This window comes from Comamonas denitrificans (genome assembly GCF_017368815.1).
Lineage (GTDB): Bacteria > Pseudomonadota > Gammaproteobacteria > Burkholderiales > Burkholderiaceae_C > Comamonas > Comamonas denitrificans.
In genome coordinates this window covers 71,350-96,958 of record NZ_JAFNME010000009.1, presented here as the reverse complement: position 1 = coordinate 96,958, position 25,609 = coordinate 71,350, and the positions used below count along the sequence as shown (strand labels likewise).

Annotated in this window: 26 protein-coding genes; 25 read left to right on the top strand and 1 reads right to left on the bottom strand. The window is 63.1% G+C overall.

All coding sequences use genetic code 11. The features are described 5' to 3' along the window. Positions 1 to 54: 54 nt before the first annotated feature. The 16 genes from J1777_RS06000 (at position 55) to J1777_RS05925 (ending at position 12,189) form a co-directional block, all read left to right on the top strand. Complete coding sequence (locus tag J1777_RS06000; protein ID WP_207574909.1) at positions 55 to 462, top strand: hypothetical protein; 408 nt, start codon at positions 55 to 57, stop codon at positions 460 to 462. A 100-nt stretch (positions 463 to 562) separates the two neighbouring features. Further along, the gene (locus J1777_RS05995) at positions 563 to 1,213 is read left to right on the top strand and encodes a lysozyme (protein ID WP_207574908.1); all 651 of its coding nucleotides are present in this window, start codon (positions 563 to 565) and stop codon (positions 1,211 to 1,213) included. Further along, entirely contained in the window at positions 1,210 to 1,749 is a 540-nt protein-coding gene (locus tag J1777_RS05990) for a hypothetical protein (RefSeq protein WP_207574907.1), read from the top strand. Before J1777_RS05995 ends, J1777_RS05990 begins: the two co-directional genes overlap by 4 nt. A gap of 25 nt (positions 1,750 to 1,774) precedes the next feature. Further along, positions 1,775 to 2,047, top strand: coding sequence for a hypothetical protein (locus J1777_RS05985; protein WP_207574906.1), 273 nt, complete (start codon positions 1,775 to 1,777; stop codon positions 2,045 to 2,047). Further along, a complete protein-coding gene (locus J1777_RS05980) occupies positions 2,047 to 2,544 on the top strand; it encodes a DUF1804 family protein (protein ID WP_207574905.1) in 498 nt (165 codons plus the stop codon). Before J1777_RS05985 ends, J1777_RS05980 begins: the two co-directional genes overlap by 1 nt. A gap of 96 nt (positions 2,545 to 2,640) precedes the next feature. Beyond that, entirely contained in the window at positions 2,641 to 4,317 is a 1,677-nt protein-coding gene (gene terL / locus J1777_RS05975; RefSeq protein WP_207574904.1) for a phage terminase large subunit, read from the top strand. After that, positions 4,314 to 4,499, top strand: coding sequence for a hypothetical protein (locus tag J1777_RS05970; RefSeq protein ID WP_207574903.1), 186 nt, complete (start codon positions 4,314 to 4,316; stop codon positions 4,497 to 4,499). Before terL ends, J1777_RS05970 begins: the two co-directional genes overlap by 4 nt. Beyond that, positions 4,496 to 5,941 carry a hypothetical protein gene (locus J1777_RS05965; protein ID WP_341352938.1) on the top strand — a complete coding sequence of 482 codons (1,446 nt, stop codon included), beginning with the start codon at positions 4,496 to 4,498 and terminating at the stop codon, positions 5,939 to 5,941. Before J1777_RS05970 ends, J1777_RS05965 begins: the two co-directional genes overlap by 4 nt. Beyond that, positions 5,925 to 6,908, top strand: coding sequence for a hypothetical protein (locus J1777_RS05960; protein ID WP_207574902.1), 984 nt, complete (start codon positions 5,925 to 5,927; stop codon positions 6,906 to 6,908). The genes J1777_RS05965 and J1777_RS05960 overlap by 17 nt, the downstream gene beginning before the upstream one ends. A gap of 268 nt (positions 6,909 to 7,176) precedes the next feature. Further along, the gene (locus J1777_RS05955; RefSeq protein WP_207574901.1) at positions 7,177 to 7,353 is read left to right on the top strand and encodes a hypothetical protein; all 177 of its coding nucleotides are present in this window, start codon (positions 7,177 to 7,179) and stop codon (positions 7,351 to 7,353) included. A 3-nt stretch (positions 7,354 to 7,356) separates the two neighbouring features. Beyond that, complete coding sequence (locus tag J1777_RS05950) at positions 7,357 to 9,720, top strand: phage major capsid protein (RefSeq protein ID WP_207574900.1); 2,364 nt, start codon at positions 7,357 to 7,359, stop codon at positions 9,718 to 9,720. 1 nt (position 9,721) lies between these two features. After that, positions 9,722 to 10,168 carry a hypothetical protein gene (locus tag J1777_RS05945; RefSeq protein WP_207574899.1) on the top strand — a complete coding sequence of 149 codons (447 nt, stop codon included), beginning with the start codon at positions 9,722 to 9,724 and terminating at the stop codon, positions 10,166 to 10,168. Beyond that, entirely contained in the window at positions 10,165 to 10,668 is a 504-nt protein-coding gene (locus tag J1777_RS05940) for a hypothetical protein (protein ID WP_207574898.1), read from the top strand. The genes J1777_RS05945 and J1777_RS05940 overlap by 4 nt, the downstream gene beginning before the upstream one ends. Further along, complete coding sequence (locus tag J1777_RS05935) at positions 10,665 to 11,180, top strand: hypothetical protein (RefSeq protein ID WP_207574897.1); 516 nt, start codon at positions 10,665 to 10,667, stop codon at positions 11,178 to 11,180. Before J1777_RS05940 ends, J1777_RS05935 begins: the two co-directional genes overlap by 4 nt. Beyond that, a complete protein-coding gene (locus J1777_RS05930; RefSeq protein WP_207574896.1) occupies positions 11,177 to 11,425 on the top strand; it encodes a DUF7210 family protein in 249 nt (82 codons plus the stop codon). Before J1777_RS05935 ends, J1777_RS05930 begins: the two co-directional genes overlap by 4 nt. Beyond that, positions 11,422 to 12,189 (top strand): phage tail tube protein, encoded by a 768-nt coding sequence (locus J1777_RS05925; RefSeq protein ID WP_207574895.1) that lies wholly within the window; start codon positions 11,422 to 11,424, stop codon positions 12,187 to 12,189. The genes J1777_RS05930 and J1777_RS05925 overlap by 4 nt, the downstream gene beginning before the upstream one ends. A gap of 99 nt (positions 12,190 to 12,288) precedes the next feature. On the opposite strand, the gene J1777_RS05920 is transcribed toward J1777_RS05925, so the two are convergent. After that, positions 12,289 to 12,453, bottom strand: a complete 165-nt coding sequence (locus tag J1777_RS05920) for a hypothetical protein (RefSeq protein WP_207574894.1) — start codon at positions 12,451 to 12,453, stop codon at positions 12,289 to 12,291. Between the two features lie 12 nt (positions 12,454 to 12,465). On the opposite strand from J1777_RS05920, the gene J1777_RS05915 reads away from it, so the two are divergent. From J1777_RS05915 to J1777_RS05875, 9 genes are all read left to right on the top strand, one after another. Further along, a complete protein-coding gene (locus tag J1777_RS05915; RefSeq protein ID WP_207574893.1) occupies positions 12,466 to 16,110 on the top strand; it encodes a tape measure protein in 3,645 nt (1,214 codons plus the stop codon). Continuing rightward, entirely contained in the window at positions 16,107 to 16,508 is a 402-nt protein-coding gene (locus tag J1777_RS05910; protein ID WP_242700410.1) for a hypothetical protein, read from the top strand. Before J1777_RS05915 ends, J1777_RS05910 begins: the two co-directional genes overlap by 4 nt. A gap of 7 nt (positions 16,509 to 16,515) precedes the next feature. Further along, on the top strand, positions 16,516 to 20,112 hold the full coding sequence (locus J1777_RS05905) for a hypothetical protein (protein WP_207574892.1): 3,597 nt from the start codon (positions 16,516 to 16,518) through the stop codon (positions 20,110 to 20,112). Between the two features lie 12 nt (positions 20,113 to 20,124). Beyond that, the gene (locus J1777_RS05900; protein WP_207574891.1) at positions 20,125 to 20,547 is read left to right on the top strand and encodes a hypothetical protein; all 423 of its coding nucleotides are present in this window, start codon (positions 20,125 to 20,127) and stop codon (positions 20,545 to 20,547) included. Continuing rightward, positions 20,544 to 21,905: a hypothetical protein gene (locus tag J1777_RS05895; RefSeq protein WP_207574890.1), complete on the top strand. Its 1,362-nt coding sequence runs from the start codon at positions 20,544 to 20,546 to the stop codon at positions 21,903 to 21,905. The genes J1777_RS05900 and J1777_RS05895 overlap by 4 nt, the downstream gene beginning before the upstream one ends. After that, positions 21,905 to 24,142 (top strand): hypothetical protein, encoded by a 2,238-nt coding sequence (locus J1777_RS05890; RefSeq protein WP_242700415.1) that lies wholly within the window; start codon positions 21,905 to 21,907, stop codon positions 24,140 to 24,142. Before J1777_RS05895 ends, J1777_RS05890 begins: the two co-directional genes overlap by 1 nt. Next, complete coding sequence (locus tag J1777_RS05885; protein ID WP_207574888.1) at positions 24,129 to 24,347, top strand: hypothetical protein; 219 nt, start codon at positions 24,129 to 24,131, stop codon at positions 24,345 to 24,347. The genes J1777_RS05890 and J1777_RS05885 overlap by 14 nt, the downstream gene beginning before the upstream one ends. A 171-nt stretch (positions 24,348 to 24,518) precedes the next feature. Further along, positions 24,519 to 24,722: a Com family DNA-binding transcriptional regulator gene (locus J1777_RS05880; protein ID WP_207574887.1), complete on the top strand. Its 204-nt coding sequence runs from the start codon at positions 24,519 to 24,521 to the stop codon at positions 24,720 to 24,722. Further along, on the top strand, positions 24,691 to 25,518 hold the full coding sequence (locus J1777_RS05875) for a DNA adenine methylase (RefSeq protein ID WP_207574886.1): 828 nt from the start codon (positions 24,691 to 24,693) through the stop codon (positions 25,516 to 25,518). Before J1777_RS05880 ends, J1777_RS05875 begins: the two co-directional genes overlap by 32 nt. Positions 25,519 to 25,609: the final 91 nt, after the last annotated feature.

Genomic DNA, 25,609 nt, shown 5'->3' with positions numbered 1-25,609 from the left:
TGTGGCGAGTTTGTCTTTGTAAAAAACACACCAGACAACCGTGAACGGCGGCTGATGACCCAGACGCAAGCAGATGCGGCGGAACAGACGTGGTCGGGCCACTATGCCAATCAACAAGCTGCAAGACAGGCGCAGTTCACGCAGCCCGCGCTCTCTGGTGACCGGAATGCCGTTTTGGAGATGATGAAATGCACACGGAATCCCGAAGAAAGAGAGCGCTGGTACTTGCTATTGATTGAGATGGACTTGGCTAAACTTGCCAAACGGGGTGTCCGCTCGGTGCAGCTATCTGGAGCCAGGTTGTGCCCCGCGTGCGAGCCGCTGAACCAAACCATCATCAGCACCAGTTCGTCAGCGCGTGCCGTCATCCCTGAAAACTGCACTTGTGACCCTAAAGGTCAGCTTGCCCTATCAGGCTGGATTAAGCGCCCAGATGGCAGCGGTTATGTTGATCAAGGGTAGATCGCCCGATTTTGTGATACCTTAAAAAAGCGCTCCCCACCACCCAGGCCGACCTTTGTCGGCCTTATTTTTTTCTACCCCACCCGCGACAGTGCGGGGCATGGCAAATACAGCATCCATTGGCAAAACCGTCCTGCGCTTCGGCATCCCCCTGGTGCTGGGCGGTGCAGGGTATGTGGCCTACATCTCCGGCTACGAAGACGGCCCAGCCCGGCGTGATGGCACGCCGGGGTTCAAGAACGTGGTGTATGCAGACCAGCTTGCGGGCGGCCTGCCCACCGCCTGCCTGGGGCTGACAAAACACGCCAGCCCGGTGCCGGTGGTGCTGGGTGATTACTGGTCGGATGCGCAGTGCCAGGCCGTGGGCAGCCAGGTGCTGGCCACCGGCCAGGCGCAGGTGCTGGGCTGCATCAAGGTGCCCGTTACGCAGCCGGTGCTGGATGCCTTCAGCAGCCACGGCCACAACCATGGGGAGCCGTCCACCTGCGCCAGCCGCGCCATGGGCCTGCTCAATGCCCGCAAATACGAGGCCGCCTGCGATGCACTGGCCCACGGGCCGGACGGCAAAACGCCGGTCTGGAGCTATGTCAAAACGGGGCGCAAAAACACCCAGGGGGCTTGGGAGTACCGCTTTGTCCAGGGGCTTTACAACCGCCGCTTGAAAGAGCGCTCCGGCTGTCTGGCCGGTGTGGCGCTACTGCGAGCCGAGTACGACTTTGCCACCGAATCCTGGAAAGGGGCTCAGCCATGAGTCCGCGCCTAAATGGATTTCTGCTTGCAGTCGAGCGCTGGCTCGTGGTCGCCCTGCTGCTTTTGTGCCTGACCCTGGCCTGGGCCACCGACCACTACCGTAATCAAGTTATGGCCATGGATGTGCAGCTAGAGCGTCTGAGCGGCGAGATAGAGCGCCAGAACGCCGATGCTGCACAGATCCTGGCCACCCTTACCGCCCAGCGCGACACCGCCCAGACCGCGCTGGATGCCGCTTATCAACTGCAAGAGGTGGCCGATGCCGCAGCACAACAAGAAATTGATCGCCTGCGTGGCGATCTTGAGCAGCGCCCTGTGCGGGTGCGCCTCGTCCCCCAGCCTGCCGCCTGTGGGCCGGGTCGTGGTGGCACCGCAGGTCACGCGCCCGCCGTTGCCGACGCTGGTGCAGCAGACGCTGCCCCGGCCTACGGGCTACTACCAGAAAGCAATACGCGACGCCTTGGAGCAGTAATTGCCGAAGTTGAAACGCTGAACGCGGCCTATGCCTCCTGCCGCGCTCAGTTGATGCACCCCTGATGCACAAAAGAAAGAAGCAAAAGACATGGCAATGGACAAAGACGAGTTGATGCTGCTGGGCAAGATCGACGGCAAGCTGGACGGTATATCGGCCCATCTCAACCAGCAGGACAAGCGCATCGCAGACCTGGATGCGCGGGTGGATGCCCGCCTGAACGGCATTGACGAGCGCCTGCGCGAGGTAGAGAAAAAAGCCGCAGTGGCCGGTGCCGTATCCGGCGGCGCGGTGGCCGTTGGCACGGCCCTTGTGGTCGAAGGCATCAAACAATTCATGCGCGGCGGCGGGCTGGGCAACTGATGGCGCACCCCGCTGAAAAACGCACCCAGCTGCGCGGCCTGTATGTGTTCCAGCGCCTGCCCATGGAGGCGGCCTGTGCCAAGCTGGGCGTGGCCCGCAGCACAGCCAACCGCTGGAAGCAAGAGGCCGCCGCGCAGGGCGACGACTGGGACATGGTGCGCTCTGCCGTTGCGCTGGGTGACGACACCTTTAAAAGCCTGTCGGCCAAGCTGCTCGAAGACTACCTGGTGCAGCACCAGGCCACGATGGACTTGCTGCGTGATGCCAAGGACATGGGGCCGCGCCAGCGGGCCGAAACGCTGGCCAGCATGAGCGACAGCTTCAACAAGACGATGGCCAGCTTCAAGCGCCTGAACCCGGAGTTGGACAAGCAAGCCGTGCAGCTGGACGTGCTGCAGCGCTTTGCATCATTTGCACAGCAGCGGTATCCACAGCACCTGAGTGTGCTGGTGGAGATGCTGGAGCCGTTTGGCCAAGAGCTGGCAAAGGTGCGGTGATGGTGGATACCTGTGTCATCTTTCTTGTCGCGCTGTGGCTTCTTTTTGAGGGCCACTATTTCAAAGCGTTCTTGCTCTTTGTGGCTGTAGCCTGACATGGCAAAAAGCAGTAAAGAATTTCTGGCGGGTCTGACCTCCCTGGCCGACGATCTGCGCCGCCAGATTGACGCGAACATGGACGGCTGGGATGTCACCCCCGCCGCGATTGGCGAGCGCCGCCGCAAGGTGTGCGACCCGGTGACCGGTTTTGAGTATTGGGACAGGCACTATTTTCCCCACTACGGCAAGGCCGAACCGTCCGAGCTGCACAAGTACCTTTACAAGCGCCTGCCGGAGATCATCAACACCCCGGAAGGCCAGCGCGATGCCATTGCCGCGCCGCGTGGCGAGGCCAAGTCCACCAAGATCAGCATGAGCTTTGTGACCTGGTGCCTGGTCACCGGGGCCAAGTGGTACGCCATCATCGTCATGGATGCCTTTGAGCAGGCCGCAGAGATGTTAGAGGCCATCAAAGCCGAGCTGGAAGCCAACCCGCGCATCATGAGCGACTTCCCCGAGGCTGCTGGCCAGGGCAAAATCTGGCGGGCCGGGGTAATCGTCACGGCCAATGGCCGCAAGGTCGAAGCCTTCGGCAGCAGCAAGAAAATCCGGGGCCGCCGGCACGGGGCGCACCGGCCCGACCTGGCGATTTGCGACGACATCGAAAACGACGAAAACGTCAATACCCCCGCGCAGCGCGACAAGCTGCAAGCCTTCGTCACAAAATCCGTGCTGTCCCTGGGGCCGCCCGATGACAGCATGGATGCCATCTTGGTCGGCACCGTGCTGCACTACGACAGCGTGCTGGCGCGGTTTTTAAAAAATCCGCTGTGGAACCGCAAGGTGTTTAAAGCCATCATCCAGTGGCCCGACCGCATGGACTTGTGGGAGCAATTCGAGGGGCTGCTGCTGGCGGGAGAGACCCCGCAGCAGGGCGAGGCGGCGGCCATGCGGCTCTACCAGGACAACCAGGCCGCCATGGATGCAGGCGCAAAAGTGTCCTGGCCCGCGCTGCGCCCACTAGTCAAACTCATGCTCCGCCGCGCCCGCGAAGGGCATGCGGCGTTTGACAGCGAGCAGCAAAACGACCCCGTGGCCGGGGATGATGCGCCCTTTGCCCACTCCATCCGCTTCTGGGTCAATCGCCTGGACGAGTGGATTTTCTACGGTGCCTGCGACCCCAGCCTGGGCAAAGCGGGCAACAGCCGCGACCCCAGCGCCATCGGCGTAGGCGGCTACAACCGCGAGACTGGCGTGATGGACGTGGTCGAGGCGGTGATAAAGAAGCGCGTGCCCGACCGCATCATCAGCGACGTGATTGAGATGCAGCGAGAGTATTGCTGCATCGTCTGGGGCTTTGAGAGCGTCCAGTTTCAGGAGTTTTTGCGCACTGAGCTGGTCAAGCGCAGCGCCAAGCTGGGCGTTCCCGTACCCGCCCGCGCCCTGATACCCACCAGCGACAAACTGCTGCGCATCGAAAGCCTGCAGCCGCACATGCACAACGGGCTGCTGCGCCTGCATTCCAGTCAGACCACGCTGATCGACCAGTTCCGCCACTTTCCAAAAGCCGACCACGACGATGGCCCCGACATGGTGCAGATGCTCTACATGCTGTGCGTCACCGGCGGTATCGCCGCAGCGGCCCAGGGCGGTAACACCACCCCCAACCACAACCAGTCCGCCCGCGAGCGCTATGCCCGCCAAGTCAAACGCATGTTCAGGAGAAACCCATGAATGAAAGCCAAGCCCGACTGTATGTCGTCCAGGGCGCTATCCGCGACCTGCCCGAATTTCAGCGCCAGGGCGTGTACCTGGCCGCTGCCAAGTTGCGCGAAGTGCTGGCGCAGCACAATGACCACGGCCAGGTAGCCCTGGCCCTGGTGGTGGCCGAGCTGCAAGTGGAGGGCAAGCTGTGAGCTGGATCGACCGCGCCAAAACCGCCCTGGGCCTTGCCCCGGCCCAGCCCCTGCGCGAAGCGGCCAGCGCCCAGGGCCACAGCAGCGATGAGGGCTGGCGGCGCTTGACCGGCGACGGCCTGGGCGGCATGAATGACCGCGACCTGGAGCCGATGGCGCAGGAGCGCATGCAAAAACTGGCCGAATACCTGTGGCAGACCAACTTGCTGGCCAACCGGCTTGTGGAGCTGCCCCTGGCCTACCTGCTGGCCGAGGGGGTGACGCTGCAATGCGTGGACGACGGGCAACAAAAGCTGCTGAACTCCTTCTGGGCCGACCCCATCAACAACTGGCCTTTAAAGCTGGAGGGCCGCGTGCGTGCCTTGGGCCTGCTGGGCGAGCAGTGTTTTGTCGCCCACGTGCGCGAGGGCGACGGCTTTGTACGTCTGGGCTACCTTGACCCTCGGCAAATTGCCCAGGTTGTGAACGACCCCGATAACCCCGAGCAGCCCATCGGCGTGATTACCAAGCGTGACAGCAAAGGGCGGCACTACAAATACCGGGTGATCGTGCTGGGCGAAGATGCTGAATTGTTCAGCGCCCGTACCGCAGAAATCCGCGCCAAGGACTTTACGGATGGTGACTGCCTGCTGTACCAGGTCAATAAATTCCCCAATGGCACCCGGGGCCGCTCTGACCTGCTGGGGCAAATGGACTGGCTGGATGCCTACGACGGCTTTTTGTTTGCCGAACTCGACCGCATCGACTACCTACGCCGTTTTGTCTGGGACGTGACCCTGACCGGGGCGGACGATGCCACGGTCAAAAAGTTTGAGCGCGAGTTTGTGCCGCCAGAACCCAACAGCAGCTTTGTGCATAACGACCAGGTCAAGCTGGAGCCCAAATCCCCCAGCCTGCAAGCCGCAGACACCAGTGCCAGCGCCCGGCTGCTGCGCAACCACGTGTTGGGCGGTGCCACCGTGCCAGAGCATTGGTTTGGCGGCGGCGGCGATGTCAACCGTGCGGCCGCCAGCGAAATGGGCGAGCCCACGTTCAAGATGTATTCGATGCGCCAGGCGTTTTTAAAGCGGATGCTCGAAGAGATTGGGCGCTACGTGCTGCTCTGCCATGCTCGCACTCAGGGCGTTACCCCTGATTGGGCCGCGGATGAGTGGCAGGTCACGGCGGTATTCCCGGAACTGCTCAACCGCGATGTGACCAAATTTGCCTCTGCCATGCAGTCGGTAGTCTCGGCAGTGATCCAGATGATCGAGGCCGGCCTTTTGACCGAGGAGACTGCCCTCAAAATCGTGGCCGACGTGGCCCAGCGCTTCGGCCAAGACTTTGATGCCAAGGCCGAGCTGGCCGACGCGCGTGAAGAGGCCGCGCAGCGCCAGGCCGAGCGCGATGCCCGCGATATCTACCGCAGCCAAGATGGCTTGAGCGATGGGCCGCAAGACTGATCCGCTGCCCCAGGCAGACAAGCCGGACGCAGCCTTCGAGGCAGAAATCGCCCGCCACCTGCGCGAGCGCGGGCGGCTGCTGCTGGCCGGGCAAACCGGCATGCTGGAAATCCTTAAAACCGTCCGCACCGAGATTTTGGCCACCCTGGCGGGCCTGCCGCCCGACTGGCAGCAGTGGCACTTGGCACGGTTGCTGAGGCAGATTGAAGACGTGCTGGCAGGGGCCACCGGCAAGGCCGGGGCGCTATTCGAGGGCCGTATGCAAGATGCCTGGGAGCTGGGCGTGGCCACCGTGGACAAGCCCCTGGCCACCATCGGCCACGCCGTGGAGCTGCGCCTGGCGCAAATAGATGTGCGCCAGCTCCAGCAGATGAAAGCCTTTGGCATGCTGCGCCTCAAAGACGTGGGCCAGGAAGCCGCAGGCAAGATAGGCCGCCAGCTCGGGCTGGTGACCATCGGTGCGCAGACACCGTACCAGGCCATCCAGGCCGTGCAAAAGCTGCTGGCGACAGAATCCCCCGCCCGCGCGACGATGATCGTGCAGACCGAAGTGGCCCGTGCCTTTGCTGTCGCAGGCAGCGACCGGCTGCACCAGGCCGCCGAGATCGTGCCCGGCCTCGGCAAGCAATGGCGGCGCAGCGGCAAAATCCACAGCCGCTGGTACCACGACATCATGGACGGGCAGGTGGTGGATGCCGACAAGTCCTTCAAAGTGCCCAACCCCGGTGGTGGCATCACTTTGATGCAGTGCCCACATGACCCCAAAGCGCCGCCAGAGCAGATCATCCGCTGCGGCTGCATCAGCCTGCCATGGATGAAACACTGGAAAGTCTCCACCCCTGGAGCCAAGCCATTTACCGAGCTGGAGCTGAAATTAGACGGGCGCAAAGCCGCGCTGGACCAAGCTGCCAAGCGGGCCGGGCGGCGGCAAGAGGGCGCAAACCGCCCCCCGGCGGCAACCAGCTAAACTATGGCCGCAGCCCGTATTGCAAAAAAGCCCGCTACGGCGCACGAATCGCCTAGCCAGCGCCTACCCCCTGCCTTTGCAAATACAAGCGCACACGCGAAGATTTAAACGGGGTTTAAACATAGACCCGCGCAGGCGCAAGCCTCGCCGCGCCGAGGTGCGCTAAAAACCTCCGCGCCACCCTCTCGGGCCGACCCCTGGCAGCCTCAGTTTTTTTTGACTCCTCGGCGAAAGTCGCTCCATCCCAATCCCGATGGAGTGACAGCAGATGACCGATGCCAAAATCACCGATGAACCCCTGACCGCTGCCGATGCGGCCAAGCGCGTGAAATGCCCCGCCAGGGCGGTGCTGGACTTCAAGGACTACGGCACGCATGTCGTGGTGGTGACCAAGGCCGGGCAAAAACTCTCCAGCCTGGACGCGGCGGCAGACAAGGGCGAGTAAGCCATGCCGGTAAAACGCATTCCCCCAGGCGGCGGCTTTGCCCGCATGACCGAGGCCGTGACCACCGAGTACGGCCAGCTGCTGGATTTGGTGCGTCAGGCCATCCGCGACAAGCTGCGCCTGTCCGCCAACGGCGGTGACTTTTATGCTGACGTGCGCGGCATCTGGCCCGACCGCGTAGTCGTTCAATACAAAGGGCGGCTGTACAGCTACCCCTACACCTTGACGGCTGATAACGCCGTGTCCTTGGGCGACGCGCAGGAAGTCGTGGCGGATTACGCCCCAGTGGGCGCGGCCCCTGTATCCGTGCGCGAAGCAAACGCGGATGACCAGGAGACCGCATTCCGCGAAGCCGCAGACGGCAGCATCGAAGTGACGCTGATCCGCGCAGGCCGCAGCGGCAACCGCAACTATTACCCCGATGCCGCGCTGCGCGAAGCCGCGCCCATGTTTGAAGGTGTGCGCGTGTTTGCCAAAAGCGATGCCGAGCACATCGCAGGCAAGGGTAAGGACGTGCGCAACCTGATCGGCGGCATCTACAGCGTGCGCTTTATCGAGGGCACCGTGCCCGATAGCGGCGCACTGGTGGGCACTTTTAAAGCCATTGACCCCAGCGATGCCGCTGTCACCAAGATGGTCGAGGCCGTCAAGCGCGGCATGCAGGGCTTGCTGGGCCTGTCGATTGACGCTGATGCCCGCACCCGCATCCGCAAAGCCGGTGCAGAAAAGCTGCGCGAGGCGGTGCGCTTCGTGAAGGTGCATTCCGTCGATCTGATCGTGGAGCCAGGCGCAGGCGGCGGCCTGGACCGCCTGACCGAAGCCGCCGACCCCGATTTCCCTACTCCTACTCCTGAATCTGAACAAGGAAGCCAAGCCATGCCCCTGTGGAAACAACGCATGTTGGAGGCCGTCAAGGCCAAAGACCCGGCCAAATATGCCGCTGTCAATTTTGAAACGATCACCGACGATGAGGTGGTCAATTTGCACGAAGCCGTTTGCGGCCCGCTGGTGCCCGCCGCTGATAGCAGTGTTAGCAATACCCAGCGCGTGACCGAAGCCCAGGGTGACAGCACTCCCTTGACCCGCGCTGACCTGGCCGTGTTCGAGCTGCGCGGCGTAGCCCGCGAGCGCATTGGCGCGGCCCAACTGCCTCAGGCCAGCAAAGAACGCCTACTGGCCCAGGTGGCCACGGCGGGCGCTGACCGCTTGACCGAGGCGGCAGTGGCCCAGCTCATCAAAGACGAAGGCGGCTACGTGGCCCGCCTGACCGAAAGCGGTGCGGTGCGTGTCCCCATGTTTGGCCAAGGCTCCATCCAGGTGGGCGACCGCAGCCTGACCATGCGCGACATGCTGGATGCTTTTTGGGACCCTGGTCACAAAGACCATGGCCGCGTGCAGTCCATCAAGGAATGCTACGTAGAGATGACCGGCGACCGCCAGGTCACAGGCCGCTTGCGCGAGTGCGACCAGTCGCGCATGGTCGAGTCGCTGGGCAGCAGCTCTTTTGCCGAGGTGCTGGGCGACAGCATCACCCGCCGCATGCTGGCCGACTACCGCGCCGCTGTGGACTTTGACGGCTGGCGGCAGTTGGTGAGTGTGGTGCCGCTCAATGACTTTCGCGTGCAGCACCGCACCCGCTGGGGCGGCTATGGTGACCTGCCTGCCGTGGCTGAGGGCGCTGATTATCAGCCCCTGGGCAGCCCGACCGATGAAGAAGCCACCTACCGCGCCACCAAGCGCGGCGGCACTGAAGACGTGACGCTGGAGATGATCAAGAACGACGACGTGGGCGTAATTCGGCGCATCCCGGGCAAGCTCTCGCGGGCGGCCAAGCGCACTCTGGCCAAGTTTGTTTTTGATTTTTTGCGTAACAACCAGGCCATTTATGACGGCAAGGCGCTGTTCCACGCCGACCACGGCAACCTGTTCACCGCCGCACTTGACAAAACCGCCTTGGCCGCGCACCGCCTGGCCATGCTCAAGCAGACGGAGATGGACAGCAACGATCGCATCGGCATCACCCCCACCCGCCTGATCGTGCCGGTGGAGCTGCAAGAGGCGGCGGTGGACTTGTTCAAGTTGGCCACGAACAACGAAAAAACCTTCATCCAGACGCTGACGATGAACATCATCCCGGTCTGGTACTGGACGGATGCCAATGACTGGTGCACGGCGGCTGACCCGCTGGACATCCCTGGAATTGAAATGGGCTTCCTGGACGGCAAGGAAGAGCCGGAGCTTTTCGTGCAGGACTCGCCCACGCTGGGCAGCATGTTCGCCGCCGACAAGCTGACCTACAAAATTCGGCACATTTACGGCGGCGCAGTGACGGACTTCCGCGCCTTTACCAAAGCCGTGGTGGCCTGAAATGCAGGCCGAATTACAGGCGTTGCTGGACGATCTGGTGCCTGAGCAGCAGGACACCCTGCCGCCGGACGCCCGCGAGCGGGCCACGGCGCAGGCGCTGCTGCGCTACTACACCGATATGTCGCTGCCCGCGCAGGCCGAGGTGTCGCTGGAGCATCGCCTGCCGGTGGCCCAATGGGCTGCCTACCTGCTGTGCCAGCAGCTGGCCACCCGCTACAGCAGCGAGCGCGAGACCACCTTGGCGGTGGACATGGCCCGCACGCAAAGCCGTGCCCAGGCGTATGCGGCGCGGGCCAAGGAATACCGCCAGGCGTACTACGCGGGTACCGGCCAGGCCGACCCGCTTGATCCCAGCGCCGCCCCCAGCCAGGGCGCGGCAGCGGCAGTGGCCAGCTGGCCCCGGCGCAACCCGCGTCACAACCTGGTGCGACGGGGAGCGGGACTATGAGGCTATCCATCAGCATTGCGGGCCTGGATGGGCTGGCACGCGGCCTGCGTGAAGCACCGGGCTACACCGACCAGGTGCTGCAAGCGGCCATGCTCGAAGCCACGTTGCTGGCCCAGCGCGAGTGGCAGGAAAACATGCCCCGTGGTGCCACCGGCCTGACGGCGGGGAGCATCCACAGCGACGTTTCCAGCACCCCCGCCGGGGTGCTGGGCGTGGTGGGCAGCAGCCAGCCTAGCGCCGTTTGGGTGGAGTTGGGCACCAGGCCGCACATGCCGCCTTCGGAGGCGCTGCAACCCTGGGTAAAGGCCGTGCTGGGCATCCACGACCCGAAAGAAGTGCGCAATGTTGCGTTCCTGGTGGCCCGCAAGATTGCCCGCCACGGCACCCCGGCCCAGCGCCCGATGGCACGGGCCGTGGAGGCCACCGAGGGGCAAATCATCGCCATTTTTGAGCGTGCCGCTGCCCAGGTAGCGGCACACATTGCCGAGGGCAGCGCATGAGTACCCCCAACACCCTGGCGGCCACCCGCCAAGCCCTGCTGGCGCTGCTGCGCGGCGTGCCCGCCGTGGGCATCGTCCACGCGCAGGAGCGGTTTGCCGACAGCGACAGCGGGTTTAAAGCCGCCTACCAGTACACCCATGCCGACCCGGCAGCCGATGCCTTCGGGGCCACGCCCCACCTGCGCGGCTGGTATCTGCGCCGCACGGGCACGCGGGAGGTGACGGCCAATGGCCGCATCCTGAACACCCACACCTGGGCGGTGCGCGGCTACCTGTCGTTTAAAGACGCCCTGGCCAGCGAACTGATTTTTGACGACCTGATCGAGCGCATGCGCGATGCCGTGCGCACCAGCCCCGCCCTGGGCCTGCCCGGCCTGCTGGGTGCCAGCGTGGCCGAAGAACGCGGCGTGCAGGTCAGCAGCGCCGGGCCGGTGCTGTTTGCCGGGGCGCTGTGTCATAGCGCCGTATTGGAGTTGACCACCCGTAACTGGGCCGAATGGAGGAAACCTTGACCGCATCCCAAAACAAACCGCCCCGCAGCCGTGCCGCTGCGGCCCAGCCGCAGGCACCACAGCCCCAGGAAAGGCTGGAGCCGGTGCGTCTGCTGCGCCCCCATACCCACCAGGGCCGCAGCTACCCGGCAGGCCACACGCTGGCCGTGCCCCCTGCTGCCGCCCGCTGGCTGCGCAGCGCGGGCGTGGTCGCCACCGAAGCACCTACCCCCACCACTGAAGTCGATAAGGACGAAGCCCCATGAGTACCGCACAACAAGTTATCTCCCGCACTTTTGCCCCGGCTGGCCTGGTCGGCAAGGTCTACGCCCGCGAGCGCGGCAGCAGCGCCGCGCCCATGTCCATTGGCAACGTTTTGGAGCTGGAACTGTCGCACAAGGAGGATGTGCAGAGCCAGCCGGACATGACACGCCTGGGCGGCGGCCAGCATGCCGAAATCCGCCGTGTGACCGAGGTCGAGGTCAAGATGAAACTGGCCGACCTGAATGCCGTCAACCTGGCCCGCGCCAGCCTGGGCACCGTCACCGGGGTGGAGGCGGGCACCGTGACCGACGAGGCCCATACCGTCACCCTGGGCGGTCTGCTGCGCACCGCCCACATTGCGCCCGAAGATGTAGAGGTACGCATTGCAGGCGCAGGCGGCACAGACGTGCCCGCCGCAGGCAATTGGGAAGCCACCGCCGCCGGGGTGGTCGTGTTTGCCAATGCAACCGAACTGGCCGATGGTGCGGAGGTGGTCATCAGCTACAAGCACGGCAGCTATGCCGTGATCGAGGCGCTGACTACCAAGGCCAAGGAACTGGAGCTGATCTTCGAAGGCTTGAACGAGGCCGATGATGGAAAGCCCTGCATCGTTGAAATCTGGCGGGCCAGCCAGGGCGTGGCCAGCAGCATCGGGCTGATGGCCGACAAGGGCTTTGCCAGCCTGCCGGTAAGCGGCGCAATTCTGCGTGACGATAGCAAGCAGGGCGCGGGCATCAGCCGGTTTTACCGGGTGCGCAAAGCGTAAAGACCGCCCCATAACAGACCATCCCCAAAAGCAAAAGGCCGACATCTGTCGGCCTTATTTTTTTGTCGCGCACGCGCGAAAGTGCGGGCTATGGGGTGGTCAGAAAAGCACATCCCACACAAGCCATAGGGCGGTAACTACAAACATGGCAGCAACCCCGAGCAAGACCAGCCCCGGCATCCCCCAGCCTGGCGCAGCCAAGGTCACAAACGCTGTAAGCGTCATGACCGTTGCGTAAACGGTGGGTTGTTTTTTCTCTTTCATGGCAGGCGCATTGTGTCGGATAAATCAATTGAAATCAAAATCACCGCCGATGGACGGCAGGCCCAGCAAGGTTTAAAAGATACCTCGCAAGCGTTGGAGCAGGTGCAGGACAGCGGCCAAGGGGCAGGCGCAGCGCAAAAAGAAGCTGGCAGCGCTGCCCAGGAAATGGGGCAGAAGGCCCAGGCTGGGGCGCAGGGCGTGGGCGCTGTTGCCCAGACACTGGAGCAAGTGCAGGACAGCGCCCAAGAGGCAGGTGCAGCACAAAAAGAAGCAGGCAGCGCGGCCCAAGAAATGGGACGAAAGACCCAAGCTGGAGTCCAGCAAGCGGCAGTGGCCACGTCTGAAGCAGGAAAAGCTGCGGCTTCGGCTGCCCAGGCATCAACAGCCTTGACGCTGGCCACTCAAGGGGTGGCCAGTGCCAATAGAGCTGCAAAAACAGCAGCATTGGAGCTGTCCGCTGCTGTCTCTCAATATGGTGCAACTAGCGCCGAGGCGGAAAAAGCTGGGCAAGCAAACCGCCAGGCGCAGGAAGCGTTGGCCGGTGCGATGAAGACAAAAGTTATCGCCGCAAATGCTGCTGCGCAGGCTAATAAAAATCTGAAACAAGCGCTGGATGAAGTGCGAGGTAGTGCCAGGGTCGGAGCGCGAGGCCTGGACGATGCCGCCCAGGCGCTGAATGAAGTGCAGGGCAGCGCCAAAAAAGCAAGCGAAGCGCAAAAGAACGTGGGCAGCGCTGCCCAGGAAATGGGTCAAAAAACCCAGGCCGGTGCGCAGCAGGCAGCCCAGGGCGCGGGCCTGGTGCAGCAATCTACACACAAGGTGCGCGATGGCGTGCAATCCATCAGCACCCAGCTAGACACCGCCCGCCAGCAATTACTTGGTTTTTTGGGCATCCAGCTTGGTGCAGGTGCGGTCAAAGACGTTATTGGCTTGGCCGACGCTTATAAAAACCTGCAGTCGCGCATCGGCTTGGTGACCGGCGAAGGTGAGCACCTTGCCCAGACTATGGATGATGTGCAGGCCGTGGCCCTGCGCACACACTCTGCATTGGAGTCCACTGGCGTACTGTTTACGCGCCTTGCCCAGGCAGGTAAAGATGCCGGGCTAGGCCTTGAGCAAGCCACGGCGCAAAGCCTTGCGCTGACCGAGAGTATCAACCAGGCCGTAGCTATCTCAGGCGCTGGTGTAGCCGCATCGGACGCGGCTATTACCCAGTTGATTCAAGGCTTGCAATCTGGCGTTCTGCGGGGCGAAGAATTTAACTCAGTCATGGAGCAAGCCCCGCGCTTGGCCCGTGCCCTGGCTGATGGTTTGGGCGTGACCACGGGCGAGTTGCGCAAGATGGCCGAAAGTGGTGCATTGACCACCGACGTGGTGATTCAAAGCCTGCAAAGCCAGGGGCAGGCGCTGGAGGCTGAATTTGGCAAGCTGCCGCTGACGGTGGGCCGCGCCATCACTGATGTGCAGACGGCATTTATGCGGTACGTGGCCGACACCGACGCGGCCAATGGCGTGACCGAGAAAATAGCCGCCTCCATTAGTTTTGTTGGTGAAAATCTTGAGTCTTTGGCAGACACGCTGACGATAGCTGGCAAGGGCTGGCTGGCCTTTAAGGCCTACAACATGTCGCAAACGTGGCTGGACAAAGCCAAGGCCATTGCAGCAGCCAAGCTGGCTGTGCAAGAAGAGGTGGCCGCCACCACGGCAAGCACGGCTGCTACTGCTGCAAATACCGGGGCCAAAGTGGCGAATGCTGCGGCAACCAAAACTCAAGTTGCAGCCTCTGGTGCCCAAGCAGCCGCCATTGCGGTCGAAACTGCAGCCACAGTCGCCAACACCGCCGCCAAAGGTGAGGCCGCCAATGTTTCCGGGCTGTTTGGCCGGGGGGTATCTTTGGCGGCCGGTGCAGTACGGGGGCTGGTGGGTTTGTTGGGCGGGCCAGTGGGGGCCATCGTCACGCTGGCCATGTTTAGCGGAGAAATTAAAAAAGGCATTACCGCCGTGGTGGAATGGGGTGCGGGCTTTACCGCTGCAGGGCGGCAGATGAAGGCCAGCACCGCCGCGCTGGCAGAAATGGAGCGCCAGGAAAAAATCAATGCCGAGTTGCGCCGCCAGCAGGCTCAGGAAGACGCTGCCCGTGCCGCCAAAGCGCAGCAGGCCATTGCCGCGCAGTTTGATTTAAGCAAGGCCGCCCAGGCAGCCACGGCAGAGTTTGCCAAGCTGACCAAAGAGGGTAAAACCGCAGCCCAGGCCGTGGCCGACATTGCCAAGGGCTTTGACACCACCACCCAGCAGGGCCTGCGGGACTTTGGCACCACCTTGAATAAAGTGGCGGCCGATGGCAAGTTGAGCGCCGATCAGCTCAAAGCCGCCTGGGGGCAAATCCTCAAGACCGAAGACTTGCAGCTGTTCCAACTACAGGCGCAGCAAGTGTTTGCGGGTACGGCGCAAGGGGCACAAATCATGGCCCAGATTACCGAGGCCACGGTCAGCCAGGCTTTGCAGCGCACGGGCTTATCTTTTGGGGCGATTACTGGCGGCATGGGCGAAGCGGCCCGCAGTGCCATCAACGATGTGCAAACCATTGCAGGCAGTTTGGATTTACTGACCCAGCAGGGCGTAGATACCGGCGCAGCGCTGACAGCATCCATCGGCAAAGCCATTGACACCGCCGACAGCCAAAAAGCCATTGAAGCCGTGCGCGGCCAGATTGAGCAACTGCGCAGCCAATTGGGTGACAAGATCACCGATGGCCTTTTACAACAGGCAGAGCAAAAGGCCCGCGATCTTAAAAAAGCCATGGACGATGCCACCCCCGGCATCCAAAGCGTGGAAGAGGCCATGCGCAAGCTGGGTGTTACCAGCAGCGCAGCATTAAAAGAATCTGCCGAGCAAAGCCGCGCCGCGTACGACGTAATCCGCGAAAGCGGCACCGCCAGCGCCCGTGATGTGCGCGAGGCTTTTTTAAAAGCGGCCCAGGCCGCCATTGATGCCGCCGATGGCATAGCCCCCGCCTGGGTGCGGGCCGAGGCGGCCCAGCGCGGCTACGTGGTGCAGGTGGATGAATCGGGCAAAAGCGTTATCAAGCTGGCCAGCGAAATCAATAACGCTGCGGCCGCCACGGGCAATTTGCAGGGCGCGTGGCAAGGCGTGGGCGCGGCCATTGATAGCGCGGCGGCAAAGGCAAAGCAGCTTGGCACCGACGGCGAAGAAATTAAAGACCAAATTGGCGCGGCCAATGGCGGCAGCTTTTCGGCCCAAGCCTACGCCCAGCAAGCCAAAGATGTGCAAGAGCTGGATGCATGGTGGGAGCAATGGAGCGCCGACTATGCCCGCAAAAACGCCAAGCTGGGCGGCACCAGCATCAGCATGAGCCGCTACTGGTTTGAAGTGCAAAAAGCCCAGTACGAAAACGCCCGGCGCGACATCCAGATGCAAGAGCGCATCCAGCAATCGGCCGCAGTCCGGCGCGGCAATGCAGGCACTGGGGCTGCGGGCCAACCCGGCGGTAGCGGCGGCGGTGCCACCTACGTCAGCAACATCACTTTGCCCGGTGGCGGCGGCACCCGCCAATTGCGCTTTGCCGATGCCAACAGCCAAAGCGCCGCAGAGCAGCTGCTGCGCGATCTGGCCCAGGCCAAAGGAGCAGCCTCTTGACCACCATCACCCTTGCCCGCGCGGGCACCAACCTGGCCCTGTCTGACCGCCTGCATTGGACGGATGAATTTGACTGGCACCCCGTAGAGCAGGCCAGCAGCTACAGCACCACCGGCGCACTGCTGATTGACGTGGCCACGCGCCAGGCGGGCCGCCCCATCACCCTGCAGGGCACCGACACCCAAGCCTGGATGCCGCGCACCACCATGCTGCAGCTGGCCGCTTGGGCCGCCCTGCCGGGCGCAGTGCTCACGCTCACCGTGCGCGGCGTGGCCCGTGATGTGGTGTTTGACCACGCCCAGGGCGGCTTTACCGCCGAGCCGATTTGGCGGCTGCTGGATGGCGAGGTGGATGCCACGCTGCTGTACCGCCCAACGTTGAAATTTTTAGAGGTTTAAACCGGTCATGACCATCACCACCCAAGACATTAAATTTTTTGCCAGCAAGGTCATGAGTGACGTGCCCGAGGGCGGCGGCGGCCCCAGCGCCGTCGTGCTGCAGTCGGGCAAGAGCAACAACATTTTTCGCGACGTGCGCGAGCAAGACCGCGCGGGCGGCAATCTGTCCATGCGTCAAGTGCATCTGGGCATTACCAGCGGCAACACCGACGTGGCCATGGGCTCCAACATCATCGTCAGCGAGCCGCCCAGCGACCCCAATGTGTCCATCGTATTGATGGCCACCAAAGACGATTTCGCCACGCGCCAGCAAGACATTGCGCGGCTGGAAGCGGGCTTTATCGCTGCGGCCGCTTATTCGGGGCAGCTCTTTGGCGACCACCTGCAAGGCATGCGCACGCTCAACATTATTCAGCGCGTGGATGCCAGCATCCCCAACGTGGGCCAGCGCCTAGCCCTGGTGCGCCGCGAAGGTTTCAACGACGAGTCGATCCAGTACATCAGCGTGCGCAAGATCGATCACACCGTGCAGACTTTCGAGGATGATAAAGGCCCGTTTGAGCGGCGCGTTGTCACGCTGCAACTGGGCCAGGCTTTGGAGCGTGACTATTTGGGCTTTGATGTCCAGCGCACCACAATCACCGAAGCAAATTTAAAAGCCCGCACCAAAATCCGCAACACCGTTTGGGGCAATGCCGCCAAGTATTACGGCGTGCAGCCCCTGCTTAATGCGGGTGTGCTGGGCCAATATAGCGTGCGCGTGCCAAGTATTTATGAGCGCGTGGTTCCCAGCGCCGAGGCTGAAAGCCCCATCGTTGATGGCGTGCCGGTTGCCGGTGCTGCGCTGCCTGTTGGTGCGGCAGAGGATGTCACGCTTACCACCACGCAGACCTGGAGCACCACCATTAACCTGGTGCTGCCAGGCGGCTGCCTGCCTGGCAGTTTGCGGGTGGTGGTGGGGGGCACCACCATCACAGACAAGGGCGGCCTGCTGTTAGCGGGCGGCACGCAAGTGGGCACGGTGGATTATCAAAACGGCATCTGCTTGCTTTTGACTGGCAGCTACACCGGCAGCAAGGCCATCACCTACCGCCCGGCGGCCTATCTGCAGCGCATCCCGCAAACATCCGAAATTTTGGTCAGCGCCGAAGGGCGCAGCCAAAGCTACACCGGCTTTATCCTCCCGCTGGCGCAGCCGGGCACCCTGGCTATCAGCTACCGGGCGCAGGGCCGCTGGTACGTGCTGCAAGATGATGGCAGCGGCCAACTGCGCGGCAGCGAATCGGGCCAAGGCGCGGGCACCTACAACCCCAACACCGGCGGTTACCTGGTCACGCTGGGCGCGCTGCCCGACGTGGGCAGCAGCATTGTGTTGAGCTGGGGCGTGCCCACGCAAGAAACCGTGTGGCCCGCTGCCGAAGTGCCCTTGTACCAAGATTTGGATCTGGCCCTGCCCGAGGGGGCTAGCATCTACCCCGGCGGCCTGTCGATCACCTGGACAGACGGCGCGACCACCAAAACCGCCACGGCCGCTGCCGACATGACACTGACCGGCGATGCCTCCGGCCGCGTGTACGTGGGCGACAAGCGCATCCGATTTTTGCCCAATGCGCTGCCGCCCGTGGGCACGCAAATCAATGTGCAGGTGGATACCGCCCCGACCACGACCGAGACATTTGAGCACCCCAGCCGCGACGGCGAGGGCAAGCTGCAAGTGCAGGCTACGCAAGGCGGCTGGGTGCCCGGCAGCGTGCGTGTGCAGTGGAACACGCTGACCGATGTGGGGGTGCTTGAAGAAAATTACGTTGCATCACTCAAAGACCCAACGCAAGATGCGCGGGACGATGGCGCGGGCAACCTGCTGCTAAACGGCGAAATTATTGGCACCGTGGATTACACGTTGGGCAAAGTCCACTGGATGCCCGATACGCACATACTCATCCCCAAACCTAAATTTGAGCCGGGTGAAATCGTCGGCGAAACAGGTGGCCTTAACGGCGTGCCGCTTATGCAAATTCGCCGCATGAATTACAGCGGGCTGGAATACAAGCCCGCCCCCAGCACCTACCCTAATGACGAGACCGGCTGGGTAAAAATTAGCTACTACACCGCCGCCAGCCCCACCCAGCACACCCAGACCGTGCCCTTTGCCCCTGTGTCTGATTTGCTGCCAGGCATCGTCACCCCCATCATTGCCGGTAGCGTGCTGCTGCGCACACCGGCGGGCACGCTGGCATCTGACCGCCTGGGCGGCCTGGTGCAGTACTACACCAACGGCGCATGGGCCACGGCGGGCACCATTGACTTGGTGACGGGCCGCATCGCTTGGAGCAACTGGGAGCGCACCGCCCCCACCATTACCCGCGTGGCCTGCACCAGCACGGCGGGCGAGGCTTTGAGCAGCGTGTTTGTGTTCCGCACCGCCGCCGCGCCGCTGCGCCCCAGCAGCCTCTCTTTGCAACTGCCCGCCCCGGGTGGTGGCGTGCAAATTGTCACCAGCAACGCCCAGGGCCAGCTAGTGGGCCAGGGCGTGGTGGGCACGGTGGATTTTGAATTTGGCCTGGTGCGCATTGCCTTTGGCGATATGGTGCCCAAAGCTGAAATTGAAAACGAGCCCTGGTACAACCCCAGCACCGAAGATGGCGCGGGCAACGCTTGGCGGCCCAACCCCCAGGTAATGGGCAGCCTGCGCTACGCCGCTGTGGCCTATGAAGTCATCCCCGTCGATTCTGAAATTATTGGCGTGAACCCGGTGCGCCTGCCCAGCGATGGCCGCGTGCCCATTTTTGAGGTGGGCGACTATGCCGTGGTGCATACCCACGACGCACTACCACCCCAGGCCGTGACCGACAACCAGGCGATTGATTTGGGCGTAGAACGCCTATCGCGCATCGTCATCTGGGATGCGGACGACAAAGAAATCCTGCACGGCTGGGCGCGTGACTTGGACGCGGGCACGGTGCAAATCCTCAACCGCGATGGCTGGGCGCAGCCCGTGCGCATCGCTTGGAGCATCGAGCACATGGCCCTGATTCGCGAGGCGCAAATCGGTGGGCAAATCACGCTCAACCGCCCGCTTACCCACCACTTCCCCGCAGGCGGCAAAAGCTACATCAGCAGCGCCCTCATGCTGGGCGACCGCTACGCCCGCGTCAGCCACCTTTTTGACCAAGAGGCCTGGGACGGCGTGAGCTACCTGGATTTTGTTAGCGGCAAAGTGGCCACCGCCACGTACAACGACACCGTGGCCCCAGTCGAGGTGGACAACACCGGCGCAATCACCCAGCGCTGGGCACTGCAATTTTTAACCCCCGGCAACGTGCGCGTGGTGGGCGAAAGCGTGGGCGTGGTGGTGGCCAGCCACCCCATTGCCAACGACCTGGCCCCCATCAACCCCAACACTGGCACGCCCTACTTCACCATGAAAAAAGAAGGCTGGGGCAGCGGCTGGGCCGCTGGCAACCTGGTGCGCCTGAACACCGTGGGCGCAGGCGCAGGCTTTTGCCTGGTGCGTGCTGTGCAGCCGGGCGACTACACCGAGCTGGATCACCGCTTTTCAATTCTGGCCCGCGTGGACATTGACCGCCCTGGCATTGGTGATTAAAGGAGCAAGGCCATGGCTTGGACGCTAACCACCCCCCACGACACCGCCCGCACCACTGCCGCCCAGGCGGCGGCCAATGCAAAAACCCTGCAGCTGGCCGACGCGGGCGCAGGCCCCAGCACGCTGCGCCTGTACACCGATGCCGATCCCGTCACGCAAGAGCGCACCCACTTGGTCACCATCGTGCTGGCCAAACCATGCGGCACCATCGTCGGCGGCCAGATTCAATTGACCCAAGTCGATCCATTGGGCGACATGGTGGCCGCCACAGGCGTGCCCACTTTTGGCCAGTGGTGCGATGGTGACGGCATGGCGATTGCAGATTGCACCGTGTCCAACGACGCGGGCGATGGCGATTTAAAAATCTCCACGCGCCAGGACGGCATGATTTTTGAAGGTGGCTTTGTCACCCTGACCGAGGGGCTGATCGGATGAGCACATTGCCCGACTTCACCGGCCCCGGATTTTTCGCTGGAGAAGCTCCGGACGGCCTGACCACCGTTGCAGGCACTCCCACCAGCGCCCAGGTGCGCGTTTACTGGCGCGACCCTGCCGACCCGCAAGCGCCCGATGTGCTGGTGGCCAGCACCCAAAGCGCTGCCGATGGCACTTGGCAAATTGCCGGACTTAATCCTGCGCTGCGCTATGTCGTGCGGGCGCAAAAAAGCCAGTTTGATGACGTGACCGTTGTGGGGGCTATGCCCTCACGCAGCGATGTGATTGCGTATGTGGATCAGCTTGTTCCGCATGAAGATGAATTTGGCAATGTGGATGGACTCGCTGGCTATGTGCTGCTGGATTCGGGGCTGCGGCCGTTTACGTGCGAAGTGATTCAGCCGCTGCCATACGGCTTGAGCGCGCGTGTGGAGGGGCGCAAGTTGCTGATTGAAGGCGTTTCAAGCGACATCGGTTTGTGGGAGGGCGTGGTGCGCGTCACAGCCAGCAATGGGGCGTTAGTGGATGTGCCGGTGCAGGTGCGGGTGCAGGTCCCATGGACTCCTGCGAGGCTTGCTGTGCCTGCAAAAATATGGCTTGACGATGACTCGCCCATCGCCGTCGATGATACAGATGGATGCTCGCAGTGGGGCGACAAAAGTGGACAAGATAATCACTTTGTACAGAGCTCTGCTGGTCATCGGCCTGTAATTGTCAGTGGCGAGTTGCATAGTCGTCGAGTTGTGCGGTTTGATGGTACTCGTAGTTTTATGCAGGCTGCTAGCGAAAAAGCGAAGCTTCTCATGAGTGGTGCGGCAGCAGGCTGGGTTTTTGCTGTAGTACGAAAGCGCTCAAAAGATACGGTCGCGGGCGATCGGCCGGTTTTCTGGATTCCGCGCGGATCGTCTATGGCATCACGCTTTGCGCTGGCATATTCGGGTGGGTCCACGATGAATCGGCCGTATATTGGAGGGCGCAGACTTGATTCGGATGGCTTTGGTAGTGCTTCTCTCGCGCTTGCACCTGACAGCGTAACGGATTGGAAGCTGCTTTTCGGCCAAATTGATTATGCCCAGCGCAGGGCTGATATTGAGGTGGACTTTGAGCACGCTACCGCTCAAAACCTTTGGAGTGGTGGTGGGGTTACGTCGAGCTCGCCATCGTATTATCCGCCATCAATTGGCGCGTTTAGTGGTGCCTCTGTAACTGCAGCAGACGTTGATATGGCATGCATTTTTTTTGGTGATGGCGTGCTTGATCCTGCAGACAGGTTGCGATTAGAGGGGTGGTCTGCACACAGATATGGGCTTGTCGATAAACTTCCTGCAGATCACCCGTACAAAGAGAGCGCCCCGTGATGCACCAGCTGCGCGGCTGGCGCATTGGGTTACTCCTCACACCGCAAGCCACGCCCCCCGGCTGGGCTGTCGGCCTGCGCTTTGCCGAGCAGTCCATCCCCGATGCTGACCAGCTCACGCCCGGCGGCACGCTGCCGCTGGCCGCCCTGGGCTTTGCGGGCACGCTGACCGCTGCTTTTACCGAGCGCAGCAGCACTGACTTGACCCCCAGCGGCACGCTGCCGCTTGCGGCGCTGGGCTTTGCGGGCACGCTGGCTGCACCCTATAGCAGCGGCGTGCACCGCCCGCTGGTGCATGGGAGTGTGGTGGCATGGCAGCAGGCGCAGACCCTGCTCACCACGGCGCTGGTGTCACCCTTTGGGCACGCTTTTGCGCTGCACCCCGGCGGCACGCTACCGCTGGGGCTGCCCGGTTTTGCCGGGGCCTTGTCAGGCCGGTATGCCGAGCGCGCTTTTTTGTCCCCCGGCGGCACACTGCCTTTGGCGCTGGGTTTTTCTGGCGGCATCGTCACAGAGTACGACAGCCGGGTGCAACGGCCCCTGGCCCGCTTTGCCCGCGCAGAGGTTTTTCAGCAGGCCCAAGCCTTGGGCAGCGGCCCGCTAGCCGCCGTTATGCAAGATGCCGCCCGCGCCAGCGCACAGGTGCGCGACGTGGTGCAGCAGGCCCAGGCCCTGGCCGCCCAAGTGCAGGGCACCGCCCAACAGGTCCGCAGCCTGCCCGCCCAAGTGCGCGATGTGGCCCAGCAGGCCCAGCCCCTGCGCCAGCGCAGTGCCAGTGCGTTTGAGGTAGCCCAGGCCCTGCACCACGCCCTGCACTCGCAGGCCCAGCAGGCCCAGCGCCTGCCCGTTGCAGCCCTGGTGTACACCTGGCAAATCGCAGACCCGCGCCGTGCGCAGCACCTTGAGCGCTTTGAGCAAGGCGGCATCCAGCGGCACATGGGCCTGCGCGTGCCGCCTGTGTATGTGCTGGGCCCCGGCTGGCGCATCGCGTTGGAATTTGCCCCGCAGTTTGACGTGCCCCGCACCTGGGGCGAGCTGCAGACCGGCCCGCTGCTATCCGGCGCAGGCTTGGCCCACCACCTGGCCCAGCCCACCACGGGCGTGCGCTACCACGACACCATGCGCCCCGGCCCGGCGCTGGTGAAAGAGACCTGGCCCCCCGAGGGCGGCGGTGGCGGCACCGACCCCGAAGAGCCGGGCCAGACCATCATCATCACCGCCCGGAGGGCTTACATCGTGCAAAACAGCATCACCCTTACCCGCCTGGACACGGGCGCAGAACTGCAGGCGCACAGCTTTGGCATGAGCCTGGATTACCAGTCGTGGACGTGGAGCTGGCAAGCCAGCCTGCACCACACCGCAGCCGCCCACCTGGGCCGCGATACCCAGGGCGACCCCGCCGACCTGCTGGCCACCATCAACGGCGTGCAATTTAGACTGCGCCTTGAGCGCGTGGCCCGCGACCGCCGCCACCTGCCGCAAGAGCGCTACAGCGTCAGCGGCAAAGGCCGCGCGGCCATCTTGGATGCGCCCTGGGCACCCGTCATGCAGTTTGGCAACCCGCTGGCCGAATACACCGCACAGCAATTGGCCGTGAATACGCTCACCATCAACGGCGTTGGTATTGGCTGGGGCGTAGAGTGGCAGCTTGATGATTGGCTGGTGCCCGCCGGGGCTTGGGCGCTGCAGGGCAGCTACATCGCCGCCATCAACGACATCGCCCAGGCCGTCGGCGGCTACGTGCAGCCGCACAACACCGACCCCGTGCTGCGCATCCTGCACAAATACCCAACAGCCCCGTGGGAGTGGGGCGCGGTCACGCCCGACTTTGAAATCCCCAGCGCCCTGGCCGAGGTGGAAAGCACCGAATTTATCGACAAGCCCCTCTACAACCGCATCTATGTCGGCGGCCAGGGTGCGGGCGTGTTTGGCCCCCTGACCCGCGCCGCTACCCCCGGCGACAAGATCGCCCCCCAGGCCACCCACCCGCTGATCACCGCATCTGCAGCCTGGCGACAGCGCGGCCGCGCCGAGCTATCGGACGTGGGCAAGCAAGAGCGCATCCGCATCAGCCTGCCCGTACTGGCCGAAACCGGCGTAATCACCCCCGGCCAGTTTGTGCGCTACCGCACTAGCCCCAGTAGCACGCAAACCGGCATCGTGCGCGGCACCGCCATCGACTGGCAGCGCCCGCGCCTGCGCCAGACCCTGGAGATTGAAGCCCATGAACCTGTTTAAACAATTTCTTGACCTGCTGCCACCCCGCCCCCTGGAAGTGGGCACCGTGCAGAGCACCCACAACGGCATCGCCACCATCGAGCTGCCTGGCGGCGGCGTGCTGCAAGCGCGAGGCGAGGCCACCCAGGGCCAGCGCGTGTTTGTGCGCGATGGGCTGATTGAGGGGCCCGCGCCAGAGCTGGAATGGATTGAAGGTGAGGTGTAGCGATGTAGATGATTGACCGCCCACAAAAAGAACGGGCGACCTGCCGGGGTGCTACGAACACCACGGCAAGCCCCCAACCGCAGAGCAATCCTGCAAGTCAGGCTAGGCCCGCCCACCCTGTACAGAGCGCAGCCAGCCTAACAAATTTTTCACTATTGAAAAAGGCTTGCAATGACTGAAAAACCACACGATATCCGCTGCGGCAAATGCAACCGCAAATTGGGCGAAGGCCAATACATCCGCCTGGCCATCAAATGCCCCCGATGTGGCGGCTTTAACAACTTTCGGGCATCGACCCCAACCCAGCACGCCCATGAGCGTCCCACTCTGAAAAAGGACAATCATGGCTTCTTTAAAAACTCAAACGCCCTCTAGCAAGATCACCCGATCTGTGCTGCGCTACTTCGGCGGCAAGTGGCAAATCGCCCCCTGGGTCATCAGCCACCTGCCCGCGCACCGTGTCTACGTCGAACCCTTCGGCGGTGCGGCCAGCGTTCTCATGCGCAAGCCGCGCAGCACGATTGAGGTTTACAACGATCTGGACGCGGAAATCGTCGGCATCTTTCAGCAGTTGCAAGACCCCGAAAAATGCAGCCAGCTCATCCGCCTGCTGCGCCGCACACCCTATGCACGCGGCGCATTTGAGCAAGCCTTTGAGCCAACCTGCGACCCGCTCACCCGCGCCCAACGGGCCATCGTGCGGGCCTATATGTCTTTCCACCACGGCGCATTGTTTGACCCCAAAAAGCGCACCTTTGCCGATGCCCGCCACCGCAGCGGCAGCCACTGCAAGGCCCATGAATGGGCCAGCTACCCCCGGCACCTGGTGCGCATCTGCCAGCGCCTGCAAGGCGTGATCATCGAGCGGCGCGACGCGCTGGAGGTCATTCGGGCACAAGACAGCCCCGACACGCTGTTCTTTATCGATCCACCGTACCTGCCCAGCACACGCTCGGACACCGGCTACCGCTGCGAGCTGACCGAGGCCCAGCACATCGAGCTGCTCACCCGGCTGCTGGGTATCCAGGGCCGGGCGGTGGTGGCTGGCTACCCCAGCGAGCTGTACGACGACATGCTCAAAGGCTGGCAGCGCATCGAGCGCCCGCACCGCGCTGCCGGTAGTCAGCGGCCGCGCACCGAAGTGCTGTGGATCAGCCCGGCACGCACCTAAATCGACACGCAAAGTCAAGCGTTTGAAGGTGTCCGACACCTGTGTTGGACACCTGGTCCCCCACCCTGTAGGGTAGGCCTGCAAACGAAAT